A 23,862-nucleotide genomic window follows, 5' to 3' on the forward strand; every position below is an offset into this window, starting at 1 on the left:
CCTACACTAGAGTGCCGAAAAGGGTCGTTCGAGCCGAAATAGTGTATGAATCCTACACTGGAGTGCCGAAAAGGAGCGTTCGAGCCGAAATAGTGTATGAATCCTACACTGGAGCGCTGAAAAGGAGCGTTCGACCCGAAATAGTGTATGAATCCTACACTAGAGTGCCGAAAAGGAGAGTTCGAGCCGAAACAGTGTATGAATCCTACATTGGAACGCCGAAAAGGGGGCGTGCGCAGCAAGAGAGCAAGACGCCGCTAGGCGTTTTTCTTATCTCGTCATTCGGCTCGCGGAACATGACTTGTCAATGCGAAAGCACGGAGCATGAGCATGTCTATTGTTGCATTGGGAAGTAGTATCTTTCTGGATCTTCTCTTCAAGTAACCTCTTTAGCTCCTGCAGTTCTTCCTTTGAAAATTCTTGTTCCTGCAAGAAGTGCATGAGCATCGGAGCTGCAGAGCCTCGATAAATACGTTGCAAGAAAGTTTGGCGCTCAACCCGGCAGCATGCTTCCCGAGATACGGCAGGCGAGTAGTAATACGTTTTGCCTCCGGCTTTGAAAGTTAGAGCCCCTTTCTTGAGCAAGCGATTAATTAACGCTTTGACAGTAGCTGGTTTCCAATCTGTCGAGTTAGCCAATCTGTTAATCATATCTTGAGCGGTAGCGGGAGATTGTTCCCACAGAAGGCTCATTACCTCCCATTCCGCGTCCGAAATTTGAGGTGTTTGATTGGACATGCGTTATCCTCCTTTCATTTGGATTACATATGTAATCGCATATAGATTACACTTGTAATCGATTGGTGTCAAGATTTGGATACTAGAAGTTTTATAAAATAAATCACACTAAAGGTATAGGAATACATAGTACTTAAGGTTATAATAGGTTTTAGTGTATAATGATAGAGGCAGGTTTCTTGCGGTGGCGGTATGCGCTCGGAAGGAATCAATACTGATTAAGGAGTTACAGGATATGAGCAAAACATTGATCTTTGGACACAAAAATCCCGATACCGACACAATTACATCGGCTATCGCTTATGCGGAGCTTAAGAGCAAGCTGGGAGAGAACGTTGAAGCTGTACGTCTGGGCGAAGTGAGCGCGGAGACGCAATACGCGCTGGACTACTTCGGCTTCCAGGCGCCGCGTCTCGTAGAGAATGTGGCTGACGAGGCTGAGCAAGTCATACTGGTCGACCATAACGAGCGCCAGCAGAGCGCGAACGATATCGACAAAGTAAGAGTAGCCGAAGTTATCGACCATCATCGTATCGCCAACTTCGAGACTAGCGGCCCGCTCTACTTCCGTGCGGAGCCAGTAGGTTGCACAGCGACAATTCTGAACAAATTGTATAAAGAGAATGGCGTGGCCATTCGCAAAGAGACAGCAGGACTAATGCTGTCCGCTATCATCTCCGATTCCCTGTTGTTCAAATCGCCAACCTGCACCGATCAGGATGTTGTCGCAGCGAAGGAGCTGGCGGCCATTGCAGGCGTTGACGCCGAGGCGTACGGTCTGGATATGCTGAAAGCAGGCGCTGACCTGAGCGACAAGACGATCACTCAGCTGATCTCCCTGGATGCGAAGGAATTCTCCATGGGCAGCTACAAAGTGGAAATTGCGCAGGTGAACGCAGTTGATACGAACGATGTCATCGGACGCGGCGCAGACTTGGAGAACGCGCTGAACGAGATCATTGCAGCGAAAGGCTTGGACTTGTTCCTGCTCGTCGTGACAGACATTCTGAACAACGATTCCATCGGCTTGGCGCTTGGCGGCAAGGCGCAGGCTGTAGAGAAGGCGTTCAACGTAACGCTTGACGACAATAAGGCGCTCTTGAAAGGCGTCGTATCCCGCAAATCGCAAATCGTTCCGGTGCTGACAGAGACTTTGAGCGCGATGTAAATAAAGAAGATGTGTTATAAAAACAGCTGCTTGCTTCAACTGAAGCTAGCAGCTGTTTTTGGTGTGCCGCATAGGTTCTCTCAATCGCTTGGCGAAAAAATTGTAAGAAAGCAACAGGCTGCGCTACACTATAGCTATGCATGGAACCGGGAGGTGGCAGAGAAATGGCTCTGCATGTGGCCAAGATTCATGATTTATTCGACCAATTCACGGAGATGGTAGAGGGACAAGTTCAGCAAAGAGCTTGGGAGCAGCAACTCGCCATTCCTTCGCATGTAGGCAAGGGAAATATTACAAGGACACAGATTCGTCCCGGTATGGAGATCATGCTTACGGATGTCACGTTCAACCAAGATATGAAACTTCAGATTCAGGAATCCTGCCAATTGTTTGAATTGAGTTATTGCGTAAGCGGCGAGATTCATTGTGATTGGAACGGCAAAAGCAGCCATACGATAGCTCAAACGGGAAATGTCCTATTCCTGGAGGATGTTCGGGTCTGCGAGGAAAAAAGAGCAGGCATAAGAAATCAGCTTCTTGAAATCAGGTTCACGCCGAGCGAGTTGCTGCGTTACGCTGAGGATGTCACCGAGAAACGGAAGATGGAGAAGTGGCTTCGCCACCACCGCGGGAATATTGATCAATATCCGAGCACACCAGCCATTCAAAGATGTGTATCTGAAATGATGCATTGTTCGCATCTTGGAACGCTGAAACGATTATATATGGAAAGCAAGGCGATGGAATTTATTGCGCTGTTCGGGGAGTCGGACGAGTACGGATCTGTTGGAGGCGACATCATGCTTCGCCGTGAAGATATTTCCAGATTGAAGCATGCGCATGCGTTAATACAGCAGCATCTTGAACATCCGCTGTCGATCCGCGAACTCGCCAAGCGGATTGAGATGAATGAATTTAAACTGAAAAAAGGCTTCCGCGAATTGTTTGGGATGACGATCTTTGAGCTGGTGCGTCAAAAAAGGATGGAGAAAGCGCTTTGGTATATGGAAGTGGAGCGCTTAAATGTCGGCGAAGCGGCCGCCTCGGTCGGATACAGCAACGCCAGTAATTTCACCACGGCATTTCGCAAGCATTATGGCTGCAATCCCAGTGAGCTTATGAAACGAATCAGCCAGCTGGATGTGGAGCAAAACAAGTTGCGTAACGATCTCCATTCATAGCCATTTGCACCCGTTACAATGAAAACGATAAGCGGCTTGACATGATAGGGAGATCAGAGATCGTCCTCATTCCTGTCAAGCCGCAGCCTGAGTACAGCGCTAATCGATGGGGTTCATTTATGACAAGCAAGCCTTGTCTCAGGGCAAATATGCGATGGCCAAGTCTCCCGTAACGGGATTGGAGTAGACCTCGCAATCAATTTCATACGCCTGCCGGATAAGCGCATTCGTAAGAACTTCCTTGGGCTTTCCTGATGCCAGGATCTCCCCTTGTTTGACTACATACAGAATATCGCAGTACGCAGCCGCCATCGACAGATCATGGAGAGCTGCAAGCACGCCGATGTTTAGCGATTTGACGATAGCCAGAATCTGAAGCTGATATTTGATATCCAGATGGTTGGTCGGCTCGTCGAGAATTAACAATTTGGGCTGCTGCACGATCGCTCTAGCCAATATGACGCGTTGCTTCTCGCCGCCTGATAGCGTCAAATAGCTTCGGTCTGCATACTGGGACAAGCTAACCCTGTCGAGCGCATCTGCGACAATTTGATAATCCTGTCTGTTGTCCGATTCCATTAGATGCTTGTGCGGCGTTCGCCCCATCATCACCATCTCATGAACGGTAAAATCGAAGCTCAAGTCATTGAATTGACTGACCACCCCCATCTCTTTCGAGATCGTGCGCGCCGACGATTTCAAAACATCCTTTTCTCCCAAAAAGACGAGACCCTTTTGCGGTTTAATAACTTTATAAATACTTTTCAACAAAGTCGATTTTCCGCAACCGTTCGGTCCAATAATTCCGACAAACTGTCCTTTCTCCACTTTAAGGCTGATGTCTTTCACAATGTCCGTTCCCGATAAGGTGACCGATATATGATCCGCTGTCAGATTCAATTTATCTCCCCCCGAATCCGTAGCTTTCTTTGATTAATATATACATGAAGATCGGCGCTCCCAGAAGGGAGGTGACGATGCCAATCGGCAATTCTCCATTAGGAATGATGGTTCGGGCGAACACATCCGTCCATATCATGAACAGAGCACCGAAAAGAAGAGCGACAGGAACAAGACGTTTATGGTTGGAACCGACAACGCTGCGCACCATATGGGGAATAATCAAGCCGACAAACCCGATAATTCCGCACGTGCTGACCAGAACGCCGGTAACAATTGATGAAATCACCATATACAGCCGTCTGAAATGATTCAAATTAACCCCTAGCGTAACCGCTGCTTCCTCCCCCATCAACATCGTATTCATGACCCGGAATTGGAGCAGGAAGAAGAGCGATGCGGCAATAACCACTGTCGTTATGAGGGGAAGAGTCCGCCACTCGGCCGACGCCAAGCTCCCCATGGTCCAAAAGGATATCGAGCGAATGCCTTCCGCGTTTTTGGCAAAATAAATAATAAAGTTGGAAATAGCGCCGCACAGCGCGCTAATGACTGTTCCAGCCAAAATCAGCTTTACCGAGGAGGTTTTTCCGCCGATGCTGGCAAGGCCCAGAACAAGAACCGCTGCAGCCAATGCCCCGATAAACGCCCATGAGGCAATGCCAAGCTCTCCTAGAATTCCTCCTATGCCGAAGCCGAGCAGGATGGAGAATGTCGCGCCTAATGAAGCGCCGGAGGAAATTCCGAGTATAAAAGGATCGGCAAGCGGATTCTGGACAGCTGCCTGCATGACGGTTCCGCAAAGCGCCAATCCCGCGCCGGTTACCATTGCCAGCAGTACTCGCGGAAAGCGGATATGCCAGATCACATCGAGGAACATGCCGCTTGCGTCCGTGGTGTTACGATCGCCTTGCACCCCCATGATTTGCTCTATCAAGATCCAGAGGGATTGATTAAAAGGAACGGATACTTGTCCGATGGACACTGAAATAATGAGGGATACTCCAACCGCAACAAGCAGGGCAACTACAATGAATGAGAACAGGGAACGGCTTTGCAGCCGGCTTTCCTTATCGAACGATTGGTTGTTGAGTTCTTGTCTTTGTATGAATGCCATGCCTATTCTCCTTTAAACAGCTCGGGTTGAACATATCGGGCCACATCCTTGTACAAATCAGCAAGCCCGAGACTTCCGCGAACAGCGGTCGTATATTCAACCACCTTCACGTTGCCCGTCTTAATAGCAGTCGCATTTTTCAGCTTTGGATTGTGCAGGAATTGATCGATCAACGCTTGGCTATCCGATTTTTGGAAGCCCGTAATGATAATTTTGTCGGGATTCACCGACAAAATGGATTCCTCGGACATTTCTACATAGGTATCCTTGGATACTTGGATATACTCGCCGCCTGCGCCTACAATCATTTCATCAATGAGGCAAAGCGATGGGCCGTAATAATAAGTCGTTTCGCCGCTCGTTCCTAGCAACAGAACGTTAGGCTTGTCCTGGGCCCGTTCCGCTATTTTCCCGATTTCCCGAATCTGATCCCTCTGTTTCTCTATAAAGGCATTCGTTCTCTCTTGAATATTCAGTACGGTTCCCAGATTCTCAATATCTTCGAAAAAACTGTCGATGGTGCGTCCGGTCGTATAGTTAATTCCGGCAAGTACCGGAATGCCTCTCTTGTTCCAGAAAGAAATATCCCCGATCCGTTCTTTCTGGAAGGCAGAGGACATGGAAATAATCAAATCGGGCTGCAGCTCCAGGATGGCTTCCTTAGAAGGCCACATGTCCGTCATTATTGGAAGCTCTTTGATTTGTTCTTCATATTCGGAGAAGGATTTGTCCAGATAGGCTAATCCCGCAATTCGCTTCTCTTCGCCGAAGGCAATCATCCATTCCGCGAAACCTTGCCCGATTACAACAATGCGCTTCGGTTCTTTTTTAATGGTTTGCTGCATTTCCTTTCCGGCATCGTCATAAATCGTTAAGGTCAGCGGATAATGTTTGTTCTCAGCCAAGCTGCTCGCAGTCACTTCGGATTGATCCGGATTCGAAGCATTGGGTTCAACGTTATGCTGCGAGCAAGCCGATAGCGCGATCAAGCAAAGACTCATAGTGATCAATAGTGAGACGATTCTCTTCATAAACATAGATGATTCCTCCTGAGTTTTCGGAAAACCTGGTAGTTAAGATTGTTGTCGTTGACGAAGAAAACCAAGGCAGATAAAAACAGCCAGACTTAGTCCTCCGCAGGCCGCTATCGAGATGGAAAATGCCCTTGTGTAATCAGACAGGCTTGCCGTTTCCAGGGGCTGTCGCAGCGCAGCGGAAAATAAAATGCTGATCAACGCTACGCCTAACGAATTGGCCAAATACATGACAGTATTGAACAGGCCCGAGCCTGTTCCTGCATCCTTCGCTGGAATGGCGCCCATCACGACGCGGGTGAGCGGGGTGGTGACCAGTCCTAGTCCCAGACCGTATGCGAGAAGAAGAGCCAGGAATGGCAGGCGCTGCAAATTCACCGCATTGAAGTGCAACAACAAAAGAAATAAAATGCAGCAGCTTGCTGTGACCAAAGCTCCGATTCTCAGCACATACATTCCCCATCTGTCCACTATTCGCGATGAAATGAGCGAAGTCAGGAAAAAACCAGCGCCAAGAGGCAGAAAAACGAGACTCGTCGCTTGGGCATCGTAATGCAAGCCAAACTGCAAATAGTACGTCAAAATGAAAAAGAAGGAAAACATGCCGAGATAGATCAAAATAACGGAAAGCATCCCCACGCGAAATATACGTTGCCTGAAAATCGTCAGGTCGACGAGCGGGGCTTCATCGCGTTTTTGCTTGCGTATCTCGATTGCGCTAAAGGCAAGCAGCAATAGCAGCGATAAAACTAGACAGCCCCATATCCAATGCGGCCATCCCTGTCTCTGACCTTCGGATAAAGGATAAACAAGCAGAAACAACCCGCCCATGATGAAGGCCGTGCCAGACCAATCAATCCTCTGTGTTCCGTTGCCGCGCGATTCCGGCAGCAGCGGCAAGCACAGTAGGACCAGAAGTCCGAAGGGAACGTTGAAGAAAAATACAGTTCTCCAACCCCAATCAAACACGTTCCAATTAACGAGAAGGCCTCCCAGCGTGAGCCCGAAGGCGAACCCGAATCCCAGCAATGCACCGTAAATGCTGAATACAAGCCCTTTCTCCCTCGAGCGGTAATTGGTCTGCATCATGGACAGCACTTGGGGTTGAATCAACGCCGCGGCTACCCCTTGGACGATTCGAATAACAATTAGATGCATCGGATTCGCAGTCATGCCGCCAAGCAAGGCCATTAGCGTAAATCCGCTCACGCCAATGACCAGCAGCCGTTTCCGGCCGTAGATATCGCCAAGTTTTCCGCTCACGATGAGCGATACGGCCAAGCTTAGCGAAAAGCAGGTCACAATGAGCTGGGCATCGGAAAAACTGGCGTTCAGACTGTTCTGTATTAACGGCAACGCGACCTGAATCATGTAAGTATTCAAGGAATTCAGCAAGATTGGGAGCAGAATGACTGCCAACGCATACCAGCGGTGCGGATCAAACTTCTGCTCCAGTTTTTCGCTTGCGGTTTGCGTATGCTTAACAATGCTTATCTCCTCCTTAATCGAAATGTCATTGACAATCACCGATGAAAACTATTATCAATGAAAACAATTATCACTGATTACGATCCTTTTCTCTACCTGTTGCAGGAGCTTATTCTTTGATTAAGGGAGCAAAAATAATACAGAAACAAGTAGCTCTCATGAGAAGCGAGGCGCGAGCATAAATTTCAAGAGGGGCCCCTTTAAACATAATTGAAAATATGAAATTCGGGGTCCCCGCAAAATACCTGAGTACGCTTCGAAGCGGAGCCCCACTTTGTTGGGGATAAAAAAGGGGGGAGTGTATATGCGGGAATCGTTCCGGAATGAACCGTTTACCGACTTTACTCGCAGTGATAATATTGCCGACTTCCAGGCGGCTCTGATGAGCGTGGAGTCGCAACTGGGCCGAACGTACGGACTGAAGATTGGCCCGGACTGGCTGGATACGAGTGTTAAAGCGAATTCGCTGAATCCTTCCCATATCGCGCAGACGGTCGGTATCGTCGCGCAAGCAGATACGGAGCTTGCCCATCAAGCCATGCTTGCGGCAGCTGCAGCATTCGAGAAGTGGAAGCGAGTCTTGCCAGCAGCCAGAGCGAGGGTGTTGTACAAGGCGGCAGCTATTCTTAGGCGCCGCAGACACGAATTCTCGGCGTGGCTTGTCTATGAAGCGGGCAAAAATTGGGCGGAAGCGGATGCAGATACGGCGGAAGCGATAGATTTCATGGAGTTCTACGGCAGGGAAATGGAGAGGCTGTCAGAGCAACAGCCGCTAGTGCCGCTGTACGGAGAGCATAATGAGCTGATCTACTTGCCGCTCGGCGTAGGCGTCATTATACCGCCTTGGAACTTTCCGCTTGCGATTATGGCGGGCATGACGATGGCTTCGGTCGTCGCGGGCAATACCGTCGTGCTGAAGCCTGCAAGCGCCGCTCCCGTAGTGGCGGCGAAGTTCATGGAGCTGCTGGAGGAAGCCGGGCTGCCGGATGGAGTGGTCAACTACCTGCCCGGAGCAGGCAGCCAGATCGGTGACTTCCTTGTGGAGCATCCTATGACCCGGTTCATCGGATTCACCGGCTCCAAGGAGGTAGGACTGCGCATTCATGAGAAGGCGGCTGCCAGACAGCAGGACGGCAAGTGGCTAAGAAGAGTCATAGCGGAGATGGGTGGAAAAAATACGATTATCGTGGATGAAGACGCGGATTTGGATGCCGCTGCCGAAGCGATTGCCTCTTCCGCCTTCGGCTATTCCGGTCAGAAATGCTCTGCGTGCTCCAAGGCTGTTATCCATACATCCGTCTATGAAGATGTCGTGGAGCGAGTCGTGGAGCGTGTGAAATCATTAAAGATGGGCAAAGCGATGGAGCAATCCTCAGCGATGGGACCAGTCATCGATGAACGCGCATATCGCAATATTTTGGACTATATCGAGAAGGGACGTACCGAGGGGGGCTTAATCCACGGCGGAGGCAAGGGGGACAGCAGCGGTTACTTCATCGAGCCGACGATATTCAAGGATGTCGCTCCCTCTGCATGCATTGCGCAAGAGGAGATATTCGGTCCTGTGCTCGCCTTCATCCGTGCCGACAACTTCGACGCGGCGCTGGATATTGCGAACAATACGGAGTATGGCCTGACCGGCGCCGTCATCTCCCGCAACCGGAACAGGCTGGAGCAAGCGCGGGCCGAGTTCCATGTCGGCAATCTGTACTTCAACCGCAAATGCACGGGAGCACTCGTCGGCGCCCACCCCTTCGGCGGCTTCAATATGTCCGGCACGGATTCCAAGGCGGGGGGGCGCGACTATTTGCTTCTATTCCTGCAGCCGAAGGTCGTATCGGAGAGATTCTGATTCGAGAACATCTGAGTTTTCGAGTAGTCGAAGGGACTACATGCGGAGTCTAAACGGCTTCTTATATAGCGGATACAGCCACTTCACGCCGCTTGGCGTGAGGGTATCCGCTGCGAGATGGGACATGTATCCCAGCAGAGCGGTCATCCCCAGTCCTTCAATGCCCAGGTCCTGCTCCATTCCCCAGCCAAGCCATCCCCATATCGGCAGAACCCACACCGTATGGGTCATGCCGCGATGCTTCAGCCACGGCGCCCATACGATGAATGTGCCCAGTCCCATCAGCCAGGTACGGTCGGCAATTAGTCCCTTGTAGATCAAATATCCCCCCACCAGGCTAACCATCGCATTGCGAAGGGCTCCTTGCTTCATGACGAGTCCGATCAGCAAGCCGGCGAAGGCGAGACCCGTCATCGTCATCGATACGGGCTGAGCCGTCAAGTACAAGTAGCCAATAATGGCAAAGTAAACGATGCTGATCCATAACGCCCATGTTCGAATATGTCGGCTTAGCTTCGTTATTCTGCTTGTCAGCATGCTGGGGCCGTCCAGATCGGCGCTTAGCGCAGAGAATGCCGCGACGGCAATATAATAGACGCTTTCGTCCCATGCTATATTTCCAGACGTATAATAAACGGAGGCAACGCCTCCGATTGCCGCTCCAATAGCCAAATGTGTTTTTCCTTGCATGCTTCCTCCCGCCAATACATTAGCTGCTTTTGATGTTACAAGTGCTCTTTATTCACCTGCTCGTTTCGCACCATTTGCTCCAGCTTCTCTACCAACTGTGCATGCATATTGTCCCTTTTCTTCAAGCGCCAGAACGATCTGCGCTTGCTCTTCTTCAGCATCTGAAGCAAATAGATCTTCTCCTTCAAGGTAAACACGGACAGTCCTCCTCCTTATGTCAAAAATTCTCTCTAACCATGTAAAAAATTTACACCTTTATATCTTTCTATCTTTATATACTATGCTACAATTCTACATTTTGAAAGGAGAGGGCATGATGTTTTCGAGTGCAAAAAGAAAGATTAGGCATGATCATTTTATTACGCACCGGTCTGCCGTCTTATCGGAGATAATCGGTTATGGAACGTGGCTTTACTTTTGACGGAAACGGGTATTATTTTGACTTGTCAAAATAATACCCATTTTGTGTAAAATATGTGCACGTCCCCTTATTGTATATCCGCTAGACTGATCCTAAATAAAAAGGAGGATGATGAACAAATGAAGAAGCTTCATTCAGTTAAATTTGCAATCGTTTTATGTTTCATGATTGTTGTGAATGCGCTTTCTCCAGCAGCGATGCCAACGGTACGCGGTGAATCGTTGCCGGATTCGGAGCGATTTGTAAGGCTGCCCTTTGAAGGCGACACAGCGAATAACGGAACAAGTGGTGTAACCCCGTCCGTTGCAGGATCGTTTGCCTACACAACAGGCTACGCTGGTCAAGCGCTTCAAGTCGACACGGATTATACCAAAGTAAATGCGAGCAATCCTGCTCCATATATCGATTTGGGAAATCATGATGATCTGAAATTTGGCGCCGATACGGATTTTTCAATTTCGTTTTGGTTCAAGTTTCCTAATACAACGAAAACAGATGGCTGGCCGGTTCTGATTACTAATAAAAATCAGAGTTCCGAAACGGGCTGGCGAATCTATACCGATGCGTATGAGAATATTCGCTGGCAGATGAAAGTTGAAGGGCAATCCGCCTATGCGGATGTGACGGCATACCGTGCTTTGGACACGAATTGGCATCACTTCACCGTAACTCATGACCGCGACGGCTATGCCAGATTTTATATCGACGGAACGGAGGCGGCGGATAAAGCCGTTAACTTGTCTCTTGTGACAGGCAGCGTCGATACGGCGCTAACTCCTAAGGTCGGTGTCAACGCCTCCGGCTTGCTGGCTAATCAAACCAGAGATAAGCTGAATATACATCTGGATGAGATGCATATCTTCCGCAAGGCACTGAATGCTGCGGAAGTTGGTCAGCTCGCGAAGGAACTTCCGATACTGTTCATTACGGAACACGTCGATTATTTGGCAGTAGGAGATACCGTCCGTCTTCACTCATACGAGATCTTGAACAGCAGGCGTCCGTCCCCCGTAACTGAAGGTGTTGTATTCAGCAGCTCCAATCCTTCGGCAGTAACAGTTAACGCATTGGGAGATGTACAAGCGATTGCTCCGGGAGAGACGACGATAACAGCTTCTTATGGAGGTCTGTCCGACACTTTCGTCTTAACGGTGGGCGCGGAGCCGACACAGAGCTCGCTCCAGAATTTATCTGCTGAGCACCCACGCCTTATTGCAACCAAGGCAGATTTTGAGCGGTTGAGCGATAAGATTGAATCGGATGATCGGGCGAATCGATGGTTCAATAACCTTGAGCAGCAAGGAGCAAGCTTGCTGGCGGACCAGACCTTCAACAGCAAGGACCCAAGGCGTATTTTGGTATTGGGCATGTTATATAATCTGACCGAGGATACCCGTTATTCGGAGCGCGCCTGGCTGGAGATGGAAAATTTGATGGCAGAGGTTTTGTGGAACCCGGACATGTTTCTGGAACAGGCAGCCAGACTGATATCCGCCTCATTCGCATACGACTGGTTCTATCATGAATGGGGCGCTGAGAGGCTCGAACGGCTTAGAACCGATATAATTGAAAAAGGGTTGATTCCCGGCTTGCTTACTTACCGGCTGGGCAATGACGCCCCATATGCAACTAATTATTGGAACGGAAAGGTAACGCCGTATCCGGAGTCCAATAACTGGAACACGGTAGGGAATACAGGACAACTTATTGGCGCACTCGCCGTTGGAGACGAATTGCCATATTTATCGGAAGAGATTCTGAACAGCGGTTTGGAGGACATTCTCCAATCGTTGGAGCATTTCAATCCGCATGGAGGATGGTTCGAAGGTTACGCGTACTGGAATTACACATGGATCAATCTGGCGTGGTTGCTCGCTTCTCTGGATACGGGGCTTGGAGAAGCCAATAATCCGTTAATTGGTTTTCCCGGCCTGGCAGATAGCGGGTACTTTCCGATTCATCTGGAAGGCTCCTCGGGTAAAATGTACGACTTCGGCGACAGCGGACATGGCATAGGGGACAACGAGCAAATGTTTTATTTGGCGGAGCGTTACAACAAGGCGGAATTAAAGCAATTTCAGCTTCCCTATTCGGACGCGACAGCAACGATCGATCCGCTTTCTCTGCTATGGTACGAACCTGAAGGAGCAGACGGGACTGGATATGTTGATATCGAATTGGATCATCACTATCCTGGCATTGAAATCGGCTCAATGCGCCAGTCGTGGCAGGATGGCAATGGCGTATCCGTTAATTTTAAAGCTGGCGCCGCTCAAAACGGTCATATGGATTTGGATGCGGGTTCGTTTGTATTGGATGCGCTCGGAGAGCGATGGTTTTCCGATCTCGGAGATCGGAACCGCTCCGAGTGGCCTAGTTTCTTCAGCACTTGGGGGCCAAGATGGACGTACTATACGAAGCGGGCGGAAGGACACAATACACTTGTCATTAATCCAAAGCCGGCGACGAATGTGGCGGGCGATCCGGATCAGACCTATGTTTATGGCGCAGACTTCCGTAATTACATTGCTCCGATTACGCATATGGAATCCGGCGATACCTATGCCTTTGCTACTATGGACTTGATTAGAGCCTATGGCAATCATGATGCACAGAGCATAAAACGCGGTCTGGCGCTGTTCAATGACCGCAGCCATGTGTTGGTGCAGGATGAAATTGTGCTGAACTCTCCGGGCGAAATGTATACTTTCCTGCATTTTAATGGAAAAGCAAGCTATGAGTTGGCCGAAGGCGGCAAGTCGGCTATCTTGACGATCGACGGCAAACGTCTGTGGGTCGGATTAATAGGGGAAAAAGAAGAGGATCGTCTGACCGTTATGGATGCGAAGCCGTTGCCGACATCTCCCAATCCGGCCATTCAATATTCGAAGCCGGGCGCGATAACGGCGGAGACGCCAACCAAGAAGCTGGCCGTGCATTTGACCGATAGACAGGAAGCGACGATAGCGCTTTATATTGTCCCGCTGCATGAAGGTGAGCAGCCGCCTGCTGCGGAGCACTGGCCGGAAATAGCGCCGTTGTCTGAATGGGAATCTCTATTCGGGAATACACCGTCCGGTTCTGCAACAGCGACTCTTATGGGCAATTCGACGCTTTATGTTGCCCAGTCCGCCGAATGGACAGTAGGGTTGGAAGGGCTTGACGTTCCCGAGTCCGAGTTTAACGGGGCGGATTTCATTGTAAATTACGACACGACCAATCTGGAATTCGCTACTTCCGCGGATGAAGACGGTATACTGTCCTTGACTAATGATGCCATTCAACTGTTGTCTGACAACTTCGTAGTTGCAGGGTCGGCGGTGAAGCCGGCAACCGGACAAATACGAATTCTGTTAATTAAAACGGATGACAGTTCTTTCGAAGCAGGTGGAGAACTGCTCAAGTTGATTGGCAAGGTGAAGTCTGATGCTGCTGTCGGCAGCGTCGCGGTTAGTATGAGCGATTTCAAGCTTGCCGTCGACGGCCAATCATCGGTGATCAATACCGACAGGGCTATTGTTGAAAGCCAAATTAAGCTTGCGAACAAAACGCTTCTGGACGCGTTGATTGAGCAGGCAGAAATATTGCTGAGCGGCTCCGACACAGGTACGCAGCCGGGCCAATACCCGCCGGCGGCGGCAACGGCGCTGCAGACGGCTATCAATGCTGCGGAATTGGTAGTGGCGAACCAAGTGGCTGATCAAAAGGAGGTTAATACAGCACTTCAAAGTCTGCAATCCGCCATCGATTCGTTCCTAGACGCGGCGATCCCGTATCCTTCGGTCGATAAATCCGAATTGGCCGCGTTAATAACGGCATCCCGAGCGAAGCTGGACCATTCGGTCGAGGGCAATAAAGTAGGACAGTACGAGCCCGGCTCGAAGACGGTCTTGCAATCCGTGATTCAGTCTGCGGAAACGGTTATGGGGCAATCCGGAGCGACAGAAGCGCAAGTGTTACAGGCAATAACCGAGTTGAACGCGCAATTGCAGCAATTTTTCAGGAAAATTGTATCGCTGGCAGGGAATGAGACACAAATTACAATTGAGGATCTTTCCATTGCTGCGCAATATTTTGGGGCGAAACATACTGATCCGATATGGAGCGAGATCGGCCAGGCCGATATTTATGATGAAAACGAGATTACTATTCGTTCGATTGCGGCAATTGCAAGGATGATATTGGATAATTGGTTAAACGAGTAGTTCAAGGATCGGTAACGAGAGGATGAATAGAGGATGAAACATCGAATATCCATATTTGTATTGCTGCTGCTGATCGTTTCCCCCTTTCCGTCTCATGCCTTGCAAGCCGGGAATTCCAAGCTGTTTGCCTTTGACGTCCGCGAAGTCAATCATCATGTGCAGATCATTGTTCGCGGAATTGAACTGACCGATGTTTACGCATATGACCTGTATTTAGAGTTCGACTCTTCCCGTTTAAAATGGATTGACGCGCGCAGCGGATTGCCCGGGCTTTCGATCAAGCCTACTGTTGAGTCGAATCGTCTTCGCCTTGCACACACGCAAATCGGAAGCGGCGCGGGAACAAGCGGAAATATCGATTTAGTTACGATTACCTTTCAGCGAGTCGCAGCAGGTCCGGCGGAGCTAACGCTAAATGAAGCCAAGCTGGTCGATTCGGAACTGAAGATGAGCGTTCATGCGTCGAATATCCGGGAAGAGATATGGCTGGGACGGGTCGAAACGCCGCTAGTGGACATATCGGAGCATTGGGCGGAGTCCGACATTCGCGAAGCAGCCTCGCTAGGCTGGGTCAGCGGGTACAAGGATGGAACTTTTCAGCCCGATCGGCCCGTCAGCCGCGCCGAATTTGCGACGCTGCTCGTATATGGACTGAGGCTTGAGGCTGGGACGGGAGATTTGCCATTTCCGGATATGAAAGCGTCAGACTGGCATTATAACGCCATTGATCGAGCTTACTCGCATCGTCTTATCGATGGATACGAGGATGGCACCTTTCGGCCCAACACCAGGATCGCGCGCGAGCAGACGATGACGATAATCGCACGGGCAATAGCCCTCACTGAGCTGAAGACTAAGCTCCCCGTTCGAGCGGTTGATGAGGTGCTCGATCCGTTCACCGATTCTGCCGCAATATCCACGTGGGCAAGAAGCGGAGTCGCGGATTGCTTGCTGTCAGGCATCGTAACAGGCAGAAGCGCTGACCTGCTTGCTCCTCAATCGTCTTTGACCAGAGCTGAGGCTGTTATAATCGTGTTGCGATTGCTGCAAAAGATCGAATCGATATAGGAGGGATATGGCAATGCATCCGGACGAATAAATGTTATCGCTCTCAATGAGGACTCTTTGACAGAGCTCATTGGGAGCTTTTTTTCTGCCATCAGTGAACTTGCTTACATCCATAAAGTCAAAAATTTACCCCTAGGAGGTCATAATCTCTCCTTCAACGGATAAACAAAACCATTAAGATAGATGTACTTATATAAATGATTAATGAGGTGATTTTCAGGTGAGCGCATCAAGAACTGCAAATAAGCAAATATCGATGCCCGGACGGAAGAAGTTCTGGTCGCCAGGTCGTAAGGAAGCACTGATTGGTTGGCTGTTTCTTTTACCTGAAGTAGTAGGCATGCTGCTGCTAAACGTATTCGCGCTGGTATTCTCGTTATATTTGAGTTTCTCTTCCTGGGATCTGCTGTCCGGTCTGTCAGGAATCAAGTTTTCTGGTCTTGATAATTACATTAAGTTGTTTCAAGACGAATCGATTGGCAAAGCTTTAATGAATAACCTGCTGTTCACTTTGCTGACTGTTCCCGTGTCTATTGCAATCGCATTGGTGCTGGCTGTCTTTATTCATTCCAAAGTGTACTTTAAAGATTACTTCAAGGTTGTCTTTTTCATGCCGTATATTTCTTCGATTATCGCTATAGCAGCAGTATGGAGCGCGCTTCTGCATCCGTCATTGGGACCCATTAACCAGTTTCTTATGGATATTGGCATAAACAATCCGCCGCGTTGGCTCGTTGATCCCAAGACATCGCTTATTTCCATAGCGATTATCAGTACATGGGCGGGAATCGGCTATACGATCATAATTTACTTGGCGGGATTGACGAATATATCGGAGGAGCTTTACGAGGCCGCTGAGATTGACGGTGCCACATCTATGCAGAAGTTTATGAAAATTACGATTCCTATGCTGCGTCCAACGACTTTCTTCTTATTCATAACGATGCTTATCGGGTCTTTCAAGGTGTTCGACATCATTGCCTTCCTTACGGAAGGAGGACCGCATAATTCCTCTACCGTACTTGTGTTCCGAATTTATGAAGAGGGCTTCCGCGACTACAATATGGGTTACGCTTCTGCTATCTCCTGGCTGTTGTTTGCCATTATCGGCATTATTACGGCGGCAACCTGGAAAATGAGAAAAGATGACACAGTGTAATTAGGGGGAGATCAGATGTTAGTATTGAAAAAAAATATGTCGAAAGTTATCGTAACCATTATTATGGGAGGACTCTCCATCTTCTTCCTGGTACCATTTATCTGGATGTTGTCGTCGGCGTTCAAATTTGAAAAGGACGTCATGCGGTTTCCGATTCAATGGATACCTGAAACGATTAATGTCGTGTATAATTTCAAGACTGTTTGGATGGGCAAGGTGCCGTTTTATTTGTTCTATTTTAATTCCATCAAAATCGCTTTAAGCGTTACGCTTATCACTCTTGTCATATCGTCAATGGCGGCCTATGCGTTTACAAAGCTGCGCTTTCGGGGGCGTGACATGGTATTTTTTGCATTGATCTCGTACATGATTATTCCGGCGCAGGCGACGTTGATTCCGAGGTTTATGCTTATCAGATGGATGGGGTTGTATAATACGCATGCGGCGATTATTCTGATGGACATGTTCTCGATTTACTTTACGTTTTTGCTGCGCCAATTCATGACGAGCGTAAGCAATGATTTCATCGAGGCTGCCAAGATCGACGGGGCGGGTTATTTCCGAATTTTTTGGTCGATCATGCTGCCATTGTGTAAGCCGGTACTGGCAACCGTCGCCATTATCAAATTTATTTGGACCTGGAACGACTACCAGAATCCACTTATTTTCCTGTTGGACAAGGAATTGTATACGATACCGCTAGGCATGTCGCTGTTCCGGGATGATTACACGAACAACTACGCTATTATGATGATGGCATCCCTTTCGGCTATTATTCCGTTATTGATTGTTTTTGTTATTTTGCAGAAGCAGGTAATTAACGGCATCGCTCTAGGCGGCGTGAAAGGCTAACGATCCCGACCATTTGTTGAATTGCAGTATACTAAGGCGTATATGTGTATAATTTGTTGGCATTGGAACAAGAACAATGAAAGAGGTCAAATATTTACACCATTCACCTAAAAATAATACCCTTTGAGTTTCCGGCAACAAACTATAATAGTCAACAGAAAACGATTACAATTTATGATTACGAGGGGGAAATGCAAGTGAAGAACAAAAATATGACGTGGTTGCTCGCTGTCATGCTTACGTTTGTCATGGTACTAAGCGCCTGCGGCAACTCGGCAAACAACAATTCCAAGCAAAATAACGGCGGCTCCGAGACACCAAGCAATTCTCAGAAAGATGGGAAGCAGTCTGACGAGCAAGTCACGATAAAGTATTACAATTGGGATAATGAGGCAACTGCGGACAATACTCGGGCCTTGCTGGATGAATTCGAGCAAGAAAACCCAAACATTAAAGTAGAGCATGTAGTGCTCGTTCCGGGTAACTCCGTAGAGATGTTGAAGAAATTGGACTTCCTGATCTCTTCCGGAGAAGCGATCGATGTTATCAGCGTACCAAGTCTTGGCGCTGTAGTGGAGAGAGCGGCAAGAGGTGCTTTGGAGCCATTGAATGAGTTTTACGAGAAGGACGGTCTTGTACCGGAAGACGAATATCTGGTTAATCCCAAAATCGATGACCAATATTATGGCATGCAATATTCTACTGGTTATCAGCTTGTTCTGTTGAACAAAGATGCTTTGGATGAAGCTGGTCTTCCCGTGCCAACATATGGCTGGACTTGGGATGACTTTCGCGAATATTCGAAAAAGCTGACCAAAGGTGAAGGCGTGGACAAACGTTACGGAAGTTACTTCCACACGTGGGAATTGTATATGAATCCTCCCGCACAGACGGTTATGAGAGACCCGTTCCGTTATGAAGATGGAACAACAAACTACTCTGATCCAACATTCAAATATTTCTTCCAGCTCCGCAAGGATATGGAGACAATTGACAAGTCGACGAAAACTTACGCAGATGTGCTGGCAGCGAAACTGAATTACCGTACAGAATTCTTTAATGAAGAAGCAGCCATGATTTTGACGGGCAGCTGGATGATACCAGATCCAGGCAATCAAGAGCAATATCCGCATGATTTCGTTACCGCATTTGCACCGGTTCCGCTGCCACCGGCAAACGCACAACCTAAGGATTACGAAGGCGGGAAATACTTTGTCGGCGGAGGACATCTGACGATGGGAGCTACCTCCAAGCATAAAGTTGCATCCTTTAAGCTGATGCGGTTCTTGACTACTGTTGAATCAGAACACAGAGCGGAATTCTCTGGCTGGAAGAAAGCCGATCCGAATCCAATCCTTGATCGTATGACTGGTGAAAACAAAGAGATGTATGATCTTGATTCCCTGAAAAGCACTTTGTTCGGAGATGAAATCGAATATCTGGATGCTTCTAAGGTTCTGACTACTTTCGGCTCGCAACTTGGCAAAATACAAGCTGACGGTTTCAGCAAATTCATGCTGGGTGAAGGGTCTGTTGACGAGATTCAAAAGTGGATGGTAGAGGAAGCAACGAAAGTCATCGAAGAGAATACGAAATAACCGATATAAAAACTTACGCGTTGCAAAAATGCGTTCCAAGCGGGTCTAGCCCTCTTAGGAACGTATTTTTGTTTGCATGAATGCAATCCTGACCGGAAAGTTAATAAAACACACACATTGGCTCTGAATCTTACTATTTTGGCTTGACGGATGTATTTATAATGGGAAACAGGAAAAAGCCGTTGCGTTGCGTGGATGTAAGAAAAAATATCTGAGGTGAGGATTATGAACCAATTGGATGAGAAACTGTGGTACAGACAACCAGCGTCAAAATGGGAAGAGGCATTGCCAATCGGCTCGGGAATGCTCGGCGCTATGGTATTCGGGGGCATTCTGGAGGAACGGATTCAATTGAATGAGGACTCGATCTGGTATGGAGGGCCTATTAAACGCAGAAATCCGGATTCGGGCGAGCGAATGAAGGAAATTCGCGACCTTCTCTTTCAGGGAAAGCCTGAGGAAGCTGAACGATTGGCACGCATGACGCTCACCTCAGCTCCGAAACACTTCGGACCGTACCAGTCATTAGGGGACTTGAAGTTATTTTATCATGGCGTGTCTGGAGAAGCAGAATCATACAGGCGTGAGCTCGATCTTAAGGAAGGCATCGTTAAACTGAAATATGATGTCTCGGGCATTCATTACGAACGGGAGGCGTTTGCCAGTTATGCGGATCAAGTTATTGTATTGAGGTTAACCGCAGATGTCCCCGGTGGAATAACCGTAAGCACCAATCTGGGGCGACGGCCATTTGATGGTGCAATAGGCAGGAGAGGTTCTGATACGGTATTCATGACTGGGCAATGCGGACCGGATGGTGTTCACTACTGTACAGTTGTCAAAGCTGTAGCTACGGGAGGAACCGTCTTCGCGACAGGAGATTTTCTGTCTATAGAAGCAGCGGACAATGTCACATTCTACGTAACCGCCGCGACGACTTTCCGGTTCAAGGATCCGCATGAAGAATGCTTAAGAAGACTTGAAGTGGCTGCGGCTAAAGAGTATGCAGTTATCCGGAATGATCACATTCAAGATTACCGGAGTTTGTATGATCGAGTTAGTTTCGAACTAGGAGAGGACGAGCGCAATGATCAGAATAGTCAGCCTGGTGCATATCCAACCGATGAAAGATTAAGTCGTCTGCAGAAAGGGGATAAGGATAACGGTATTATGGCATTGTTCTTCCAATATGGCCGCTATCTTCTAATCTCAAGCTCCCGACCGGGAACCTTGCCAGCCAACCTGCAGGGGGTATGGAACGAGAGCTACACGCCGCCATGGGAGAGCGATTATCATCTGAATATAAATCTCCAGATGAACTATTGGCCAGCCGAATCCTGCAATTTGGCAGAATGCCACGAGCCGGTATTCGATCTGCTGGACCGAATGCGGGAGACCGGTAGGGAGACAGCACGTGAGGTCTACGGGGCGAGAGGGTTCGTTGCCCATCACGCAACCAATCTGTGGGCGGAGACCGATATTGTCGGACTCTACATGCCTGCAATTATTTGGCCGATGGGCGGAGCCTGGATGGCCTTACACGCATGGGAGCATTATCGTTACAGCATGAATGAAGCATTCCTGAGAGAACGGGCTTACCCGATATTGAAGGAAGCTGCAGAATTTATTCTGGATATTCTCGTCGAAGACAAGGAAGGACGGTTGGTAACAGCACCTTCCGTATCGCCGGAGAACAGTTACAGGCTGCCTGGAGGACAGATTGGCCGTTTATGTATCGGTCCTTCTATGGATTCTCAGATCGCCTATGCCTTATTCCAGGCAAGTCTTGATGCGATCAGCATTATCCAGATGGATGAGGAGTTCGGTCGTCGGCTGCGGGAAGCGCTTGAGAAATTGCCTGAGCCATGTATCGGGAAGAATGGCGGCTTGATGGAGTGGGCGGAGGATTATGAAGAGACGGAACCGGGTCATCGCCATATCTCTCATCTGTTTGCCTTGTATCCAGGCGAGCAGATATCGCCTGGTCATGATCATGAGCTTGCGCAAGCTGCAAGAATTTCGCTGGAACGCCGGTTAGCCCACGGGGGTGGCCATACCGGCTGGAGTCGGGCATGGATCATCCACTTCTGGTCCAGACTGAAAGTAGCGGATATGGCATTCGAGCATTTGAAGGCGCTGCTCCATCATTCCGTACACCCTAATCTGTTAGGTGATCACCCGCCGTTCCAGATTGACGCCAATTTCGGAGGCACGTCGGCAATTGCGGAGATGCTGCTGCAGTCGCACAGAGAGGAAATCAGCTTACTGCCTGCTCTGCCGACAGTCTGGCGTACGGGCAAGGTGACTGGATTGCGTGCCAGAGGAGGCTGTGTTGTGGACATAGCGTGGAAGGATGGGGAGCTGGACTGGGCCGTTATTCATGCCAGTTCAGACAGAGAATGTATCGTAAGGTATACACGTCACAGCCTTGCAAGTGATACTGATGAGCAATGTACGGAACGAGGAACTCTGCTGTTGCGAATGGTCGGAGGACAGAGCTATCGACTGAGCCCGGCGGACTTTTGACATTGGTTCATCCAACCACTGGTGGAAAGTCAAAATTTTACCCCTAAGCCTAAAAATCGTTCTATCTAACAGGCCAGGAGGTTACTATAATGGTGAATATGGCAGGTGATTGATGTGAAAGGAATGTTTCGGAGTACCTATTATCGTAAAATTCAGCTATCTTTCATTATGTTGATCCTGCTGCCCATTATAACGGTGTCGATAATATCCTATGTGCTGAATAAGAAGTCCAACATGGATAATATCGAATTGACGAACAAAAGCATTCTGCAATTAATGGAGAAAGAGATTACGGAGACGATTAACGATTTGTCATATGCATCTCTTATTTTCACGGAGAATGATCTGTTAAAGCCTTACTATAAGCATTACGCAACCTTGGGCAGCATTAACAGTTACCAGGATTATACAACTTATAGCGGTATTGAAAGTCTTTTGACACTCGTGTCGTTCGAAGCGACGCTTGATCATATTCATCTGTTTGTCGCTAATGAACAAGGTCTGATTATATCTACGCCGGGTTTCTTCGGAATGGGGAATGATATGGTGCAATTAGAGAAGCATTGGAGGGAAATTAGAGCCAAGGAGTCGTTTACGACGTTGGGACATCACTTTCAATGGCTGGGAGCCGTATCCGCCGAAGGGAATCCGGAGAAATATTTCTACGGCTCCAGGATCATTACGGATCCGAGTACCGGCCGCTTGCTGGCGGTACTGAATATCGGGATCTCGGAAAAATACTTTACTGCGCTGTTCGAGCCGGTAGAGAGGGGAAAGTTTGCTTTATTTGACAGCGAAGGGAATCTGTTTGCAGGTTCCGAAGACGTTCTTCTCACACGTCAAGACGACGAGGCTACTATACGTGACAGCGCGGTCATACCGATCGTTAATTGGACGCTTGTATTCGAGACATCGAAGCATGACGTAGTCGGCCAATTAAACAAAACCTTCTACGTGAGCGGTATTATTGTCGCCGTTTCCATGATTCTGTTCTTGTTGTTATCCATGCTTGTTGCCAAAACTCTGCATAAGCCGATTCACAAGCTGCAGCGCATTGCCTCGCAATTCGGCGGTGGCAATCGATCCATGCGTTTTCTGGTGACGGGCAATGATGAGATGAACCATCTGGGGCGAACGATTAATGATATGTTGGACCAGATCGAAGCGCTGATCGCAGATATAAGAGCGGAGCAGGATGAGAAGCGAAGGATGGAGCTTCATACACTGGCGAATCAGATAAGGCCCCATTTCCTGCTCAATACGCTTAATGCGATAAAGATCAGTTTGATTATGAACAAGGACGCCGCTCACAGCGAGAAAGTCAATTCGCTGATGACGCTGCTGCGCAATTATTTGAAGCTGGAGGAGCCTTCCTTGTTGAGTGAAGAATGCGAGATACTTTGCCATTACGTCAGTCTGATGGAGATGCGAAGTGATATGTCGATTGAGTGGCGAGCGGATTTCAGTGACGAGGCGGGGCGCTGCCAGATTCCGAAACTGCTGCTGCAGCCGATTGTAGAGAATGCGATTGTACACGGCTTCGTCGAACGGGAGATTAAACCCGTCATTACGCTACAAGCCCGAATTAGCAACGGAAAGCTTGAGATCGCGGTATCGGATAACGGAGTCGGCATGACGGAGCTTGAGATGACGGTTATGAACCGGAAGCTGCTTGAAGCTGAGTTGCCGGACAGCGCAGACCCTGACCACATCGGATTGAATAATATTTTGAAGCGAATGAAGTTGCTGTATGGCTCCGAAGCGGGTATGCATATAGTGGCGAATGCGGATGCCGGCATAACGGTTATGCTAAGCTTCCCGGTCATCCATTCTGTAACGGATAAGGAGTGGTAAGCTTGTATAAA

General features: G+C 48.7%; 17 protein-coding genes. 10 read left to right on the plus strand and 7 right to left on the minus strand.

From position 1 onward, the window contains the following. Positions 1–270: 270 nt before the first annotated feature. Positions 271–738 carry a BlaI/MecI/CopY family transcriptional regulator gene (locus M6D81_RS28505; RefSeq protein WP_262680708.1) on the minus strand — a complete coding sequence of 156 codons (468 nt, stop codon included), beginning with the start codon at positions 736–738 and terminating at the stop codon, positions 271–273. Positions 739–973: 235 nt separating this feature from the next. Here M6D81_RS28505 and M6D81_RS28510 point away from each other — a divergent pair, with 235 nt between their 5' ends. Further along, the gene (locus M6D81_RS28510; RefSeq protein ID WP_262680710.1) at positions 974–1,906 is read left to right on the plus strand and encodes a manganese-dependent inorganic pyrophosphatase; all 933 of its coding nucleotides are present in this window, start codon (positions 974–976) and stop codon (positions 1,904–1,906) included. A gap of 164 nt (positions 1,907–2,070) precedes the next feature. After that, complete coding sequence (locus M6D81_RS28515) at positions 2,071–3,087, plus strand: AraC family transcriptional regulator (protein WP_262680711.1); 1,017 nt, start codon at positions 2,071–2,073, stop codon at positions 3,085–3,087. A gap of 138 nt (positions 3,088–3,225) precedes the next feature. On the opposite strand, the gene M6D81_RS28520 is transcribed toward M6D81_RS28515, so the two are convergent. The 4 genes from M6D81_RS28520 to M6D81_RS28535 are packed head-to-tail and all read right to left on the minus strand — an operon-like array spanning position 3,226 to position 7,665. Then, a complete protein-coding gene (locus M6D81_RS28520; protein WP_262680712.1) occupies positions 3,226–3,987 on the minus strand; it encodes an ABC transporter ATP-binding protein in 762 nt (253 codons plus the stop codon). Between the two features lies 1 nt (position 3,988). Beyond that, positions 3,989–5,104: a FecCD family ABC transporter permease gene (locus M6D81_RS28525; RefSeq protein WP_262680714.1), complete on the minus strand. Its 1,116-nt coding sequence runs from the start codon at positions 5,102–5,104 to the stop codon at positions 3,989–3,991. A 2-nt stretch (positions 5,105–5,106) separates the two neighbouring features. Further along, on the minus strand, positions 5,107–6,141 hold the full coding sequence (locus tag M6D81_RS28530) for an ABC transporter substrate-binding protein (protein ID WP_262680716.1): 1,035 nt from the start codon (positions 6,139–6,141) through the stop codon (positions 5,107–5,109). A gap of 36 nt (positions 6,142–6,177) precedes the next feature. Next, positions 6,178–7,665, minus strand: coding sequence for an MFS transporter (locus M6D81_RS28535; protein ID WP_262680717.1), 1,488 nt, complete (start codon positions 7,663–7,665; stop codon positions 6,178–6,180). Between the two features lie 265 nt (positions 7,666–7,930). On the opposite strand from M6D81_RS28535, the gene pruA reads away from it, so the two are divergent. Next, a complete protein-coding gene (pruA, locus tag M6D81_RS28540) occupies positions 7,931–9,478 on the plus strand; it encodes an L-glutamate gamma-semialdehyde dehydrogenase (RefSeq protein WP_262680718.1) in 1,548 nt (515 codons plus the stop codon). A gap of 36 nt (positions 9,479–9,514) precedes the next feature. On the opposite strand, the gene M6D81_RS28545 is transcribed toward pruA, so the two are convergent. Together M6D81_RS28545 and M6D81_RS28550 are read right to left on the minus strand one after the other, a co-directional pair. Beyond that, positions 9,515–10,168 carry a metal-dependent hydrolase gene (locus M6D81_RS28545; RefSeq protein WP_262680720.1) on the minus strand — a complete coding sequence of 218 codons (654 nt, stop codon included), beginning with the start codon at positions 10,166–10,168 and terminating at the stop codon, positions 9,515–9,517. 35 nt (positions 10,169–10,203) lie between these two features. Continuing rightward, positions 10,204–10,365, minus strand: a complete 162-nt coding sequence (locus M6D81_RS28550; protein ID WP_262680721.1) for a hypothetical protein — start codon at positions 10,363–10,365, stop codon at positions 10,204–10,206. A 343-nt stretch (positions 10,366–10,708) separates the two neighbouring features. On the opposite strand from M6D81_RS28550, the gene M6D81_RS28555 reads away from it, so the two are divergent. The 7 genes from M6D81_RS28555 to M6D81_RS28585 all read left to right on the plus strand — a co-directional run bounded on the left by M6D81_RS28555 (position 10,709) and on the right by M6D81_RS28585 (position 23,851). Beyond that, positions 10,709–14,794 (plus strand): LamG-like jellyroll fold domain-containing protein, encoded by a 4,086-nt coding sequence (locus M6D81_RS28555; RefSeq protein WP_262680723.1) that lies wholly within the window; start codon positions 10,709–10,711, stop codon positions 14,792–14,794. 33 nt (positions 14,795–14,827) lie between these two features. Then, positions 14,828–15,862 (plus strand): S-layer homology domain-containing protein, encoded by a 1,035-nt coding sequence (locus tag M6D81_RS28560; RefSeq protein WP_262680725.1) that lies wholly within the window; start codon positions 14,828–14,830, stop codon positions 15,860–15,862. Between the two features lie 256 nt (positions 15,863–16,118). Continuing rightward, entirely contained in the window at positions 16,119–17,021 is a 903-nt protein-coding gene (locus M6D81_RS28565) for a carbohydrate ABC transporter permease (protein WP_262680739.1), read from the plus strand. Positions 17,022–17,036: 15 nt separating this feature from the next. Beyond that, positions 17,037–17,873: a carbohydrate ABC transporter permease gene (locus M6D81_RS28570; protein ID WP_262680727.1), complete on the plus strand. Its 837-nt coding sequence runs from the start codon at positions 17,037–17,039 to the stop codon at positions 17,871–17,873. Positions 17,874–18,064: 191 nt separating this feature from the next. Further along, entirely contained in the window at positions 18,065–19,471 is a 1,407-nt protein-coding gene (locus M6D81_RS28575; protein WP_262680728.1) for an ABC transporter substrate-binding protein, read from the plus strand. Between the two features lie 225 nt (positions 19,472–19,696). Further along, a complete protein-coding gene (locus M6D81_RS28580; RefSeq protein ID WP_262680730.1) occupies positions 19,697–21,997 on the plus strand; it encodes a glycoside hydrolase family 95 protein in 2,301 nt (766 codons plus the stop codon). 123 nt (positions 21,998–22,120) lie between these two features. After that, positions 22,121–23,851, plus strand: coding sequence for a cache domain-containing sensor histidine kinase (locus M6D81_RS28585; RefSeq protein ID WP_262680741.1), 1,731 nt, complete (start codon positions 22,121–22,123; stop codon positions 23,849–23,851). The last annotated feature ends 11 nt before the right edge of the window (positions 23,852–23,862 follow it).

Source organism: Paenibacillus sp. J5C2022 (assembly GCF_025567625.1).
Lineage (GTDB): Bacteria > Bacillota > Bacilli > Paenibacillales > Paenibacillaceae > Pristimantibacillus.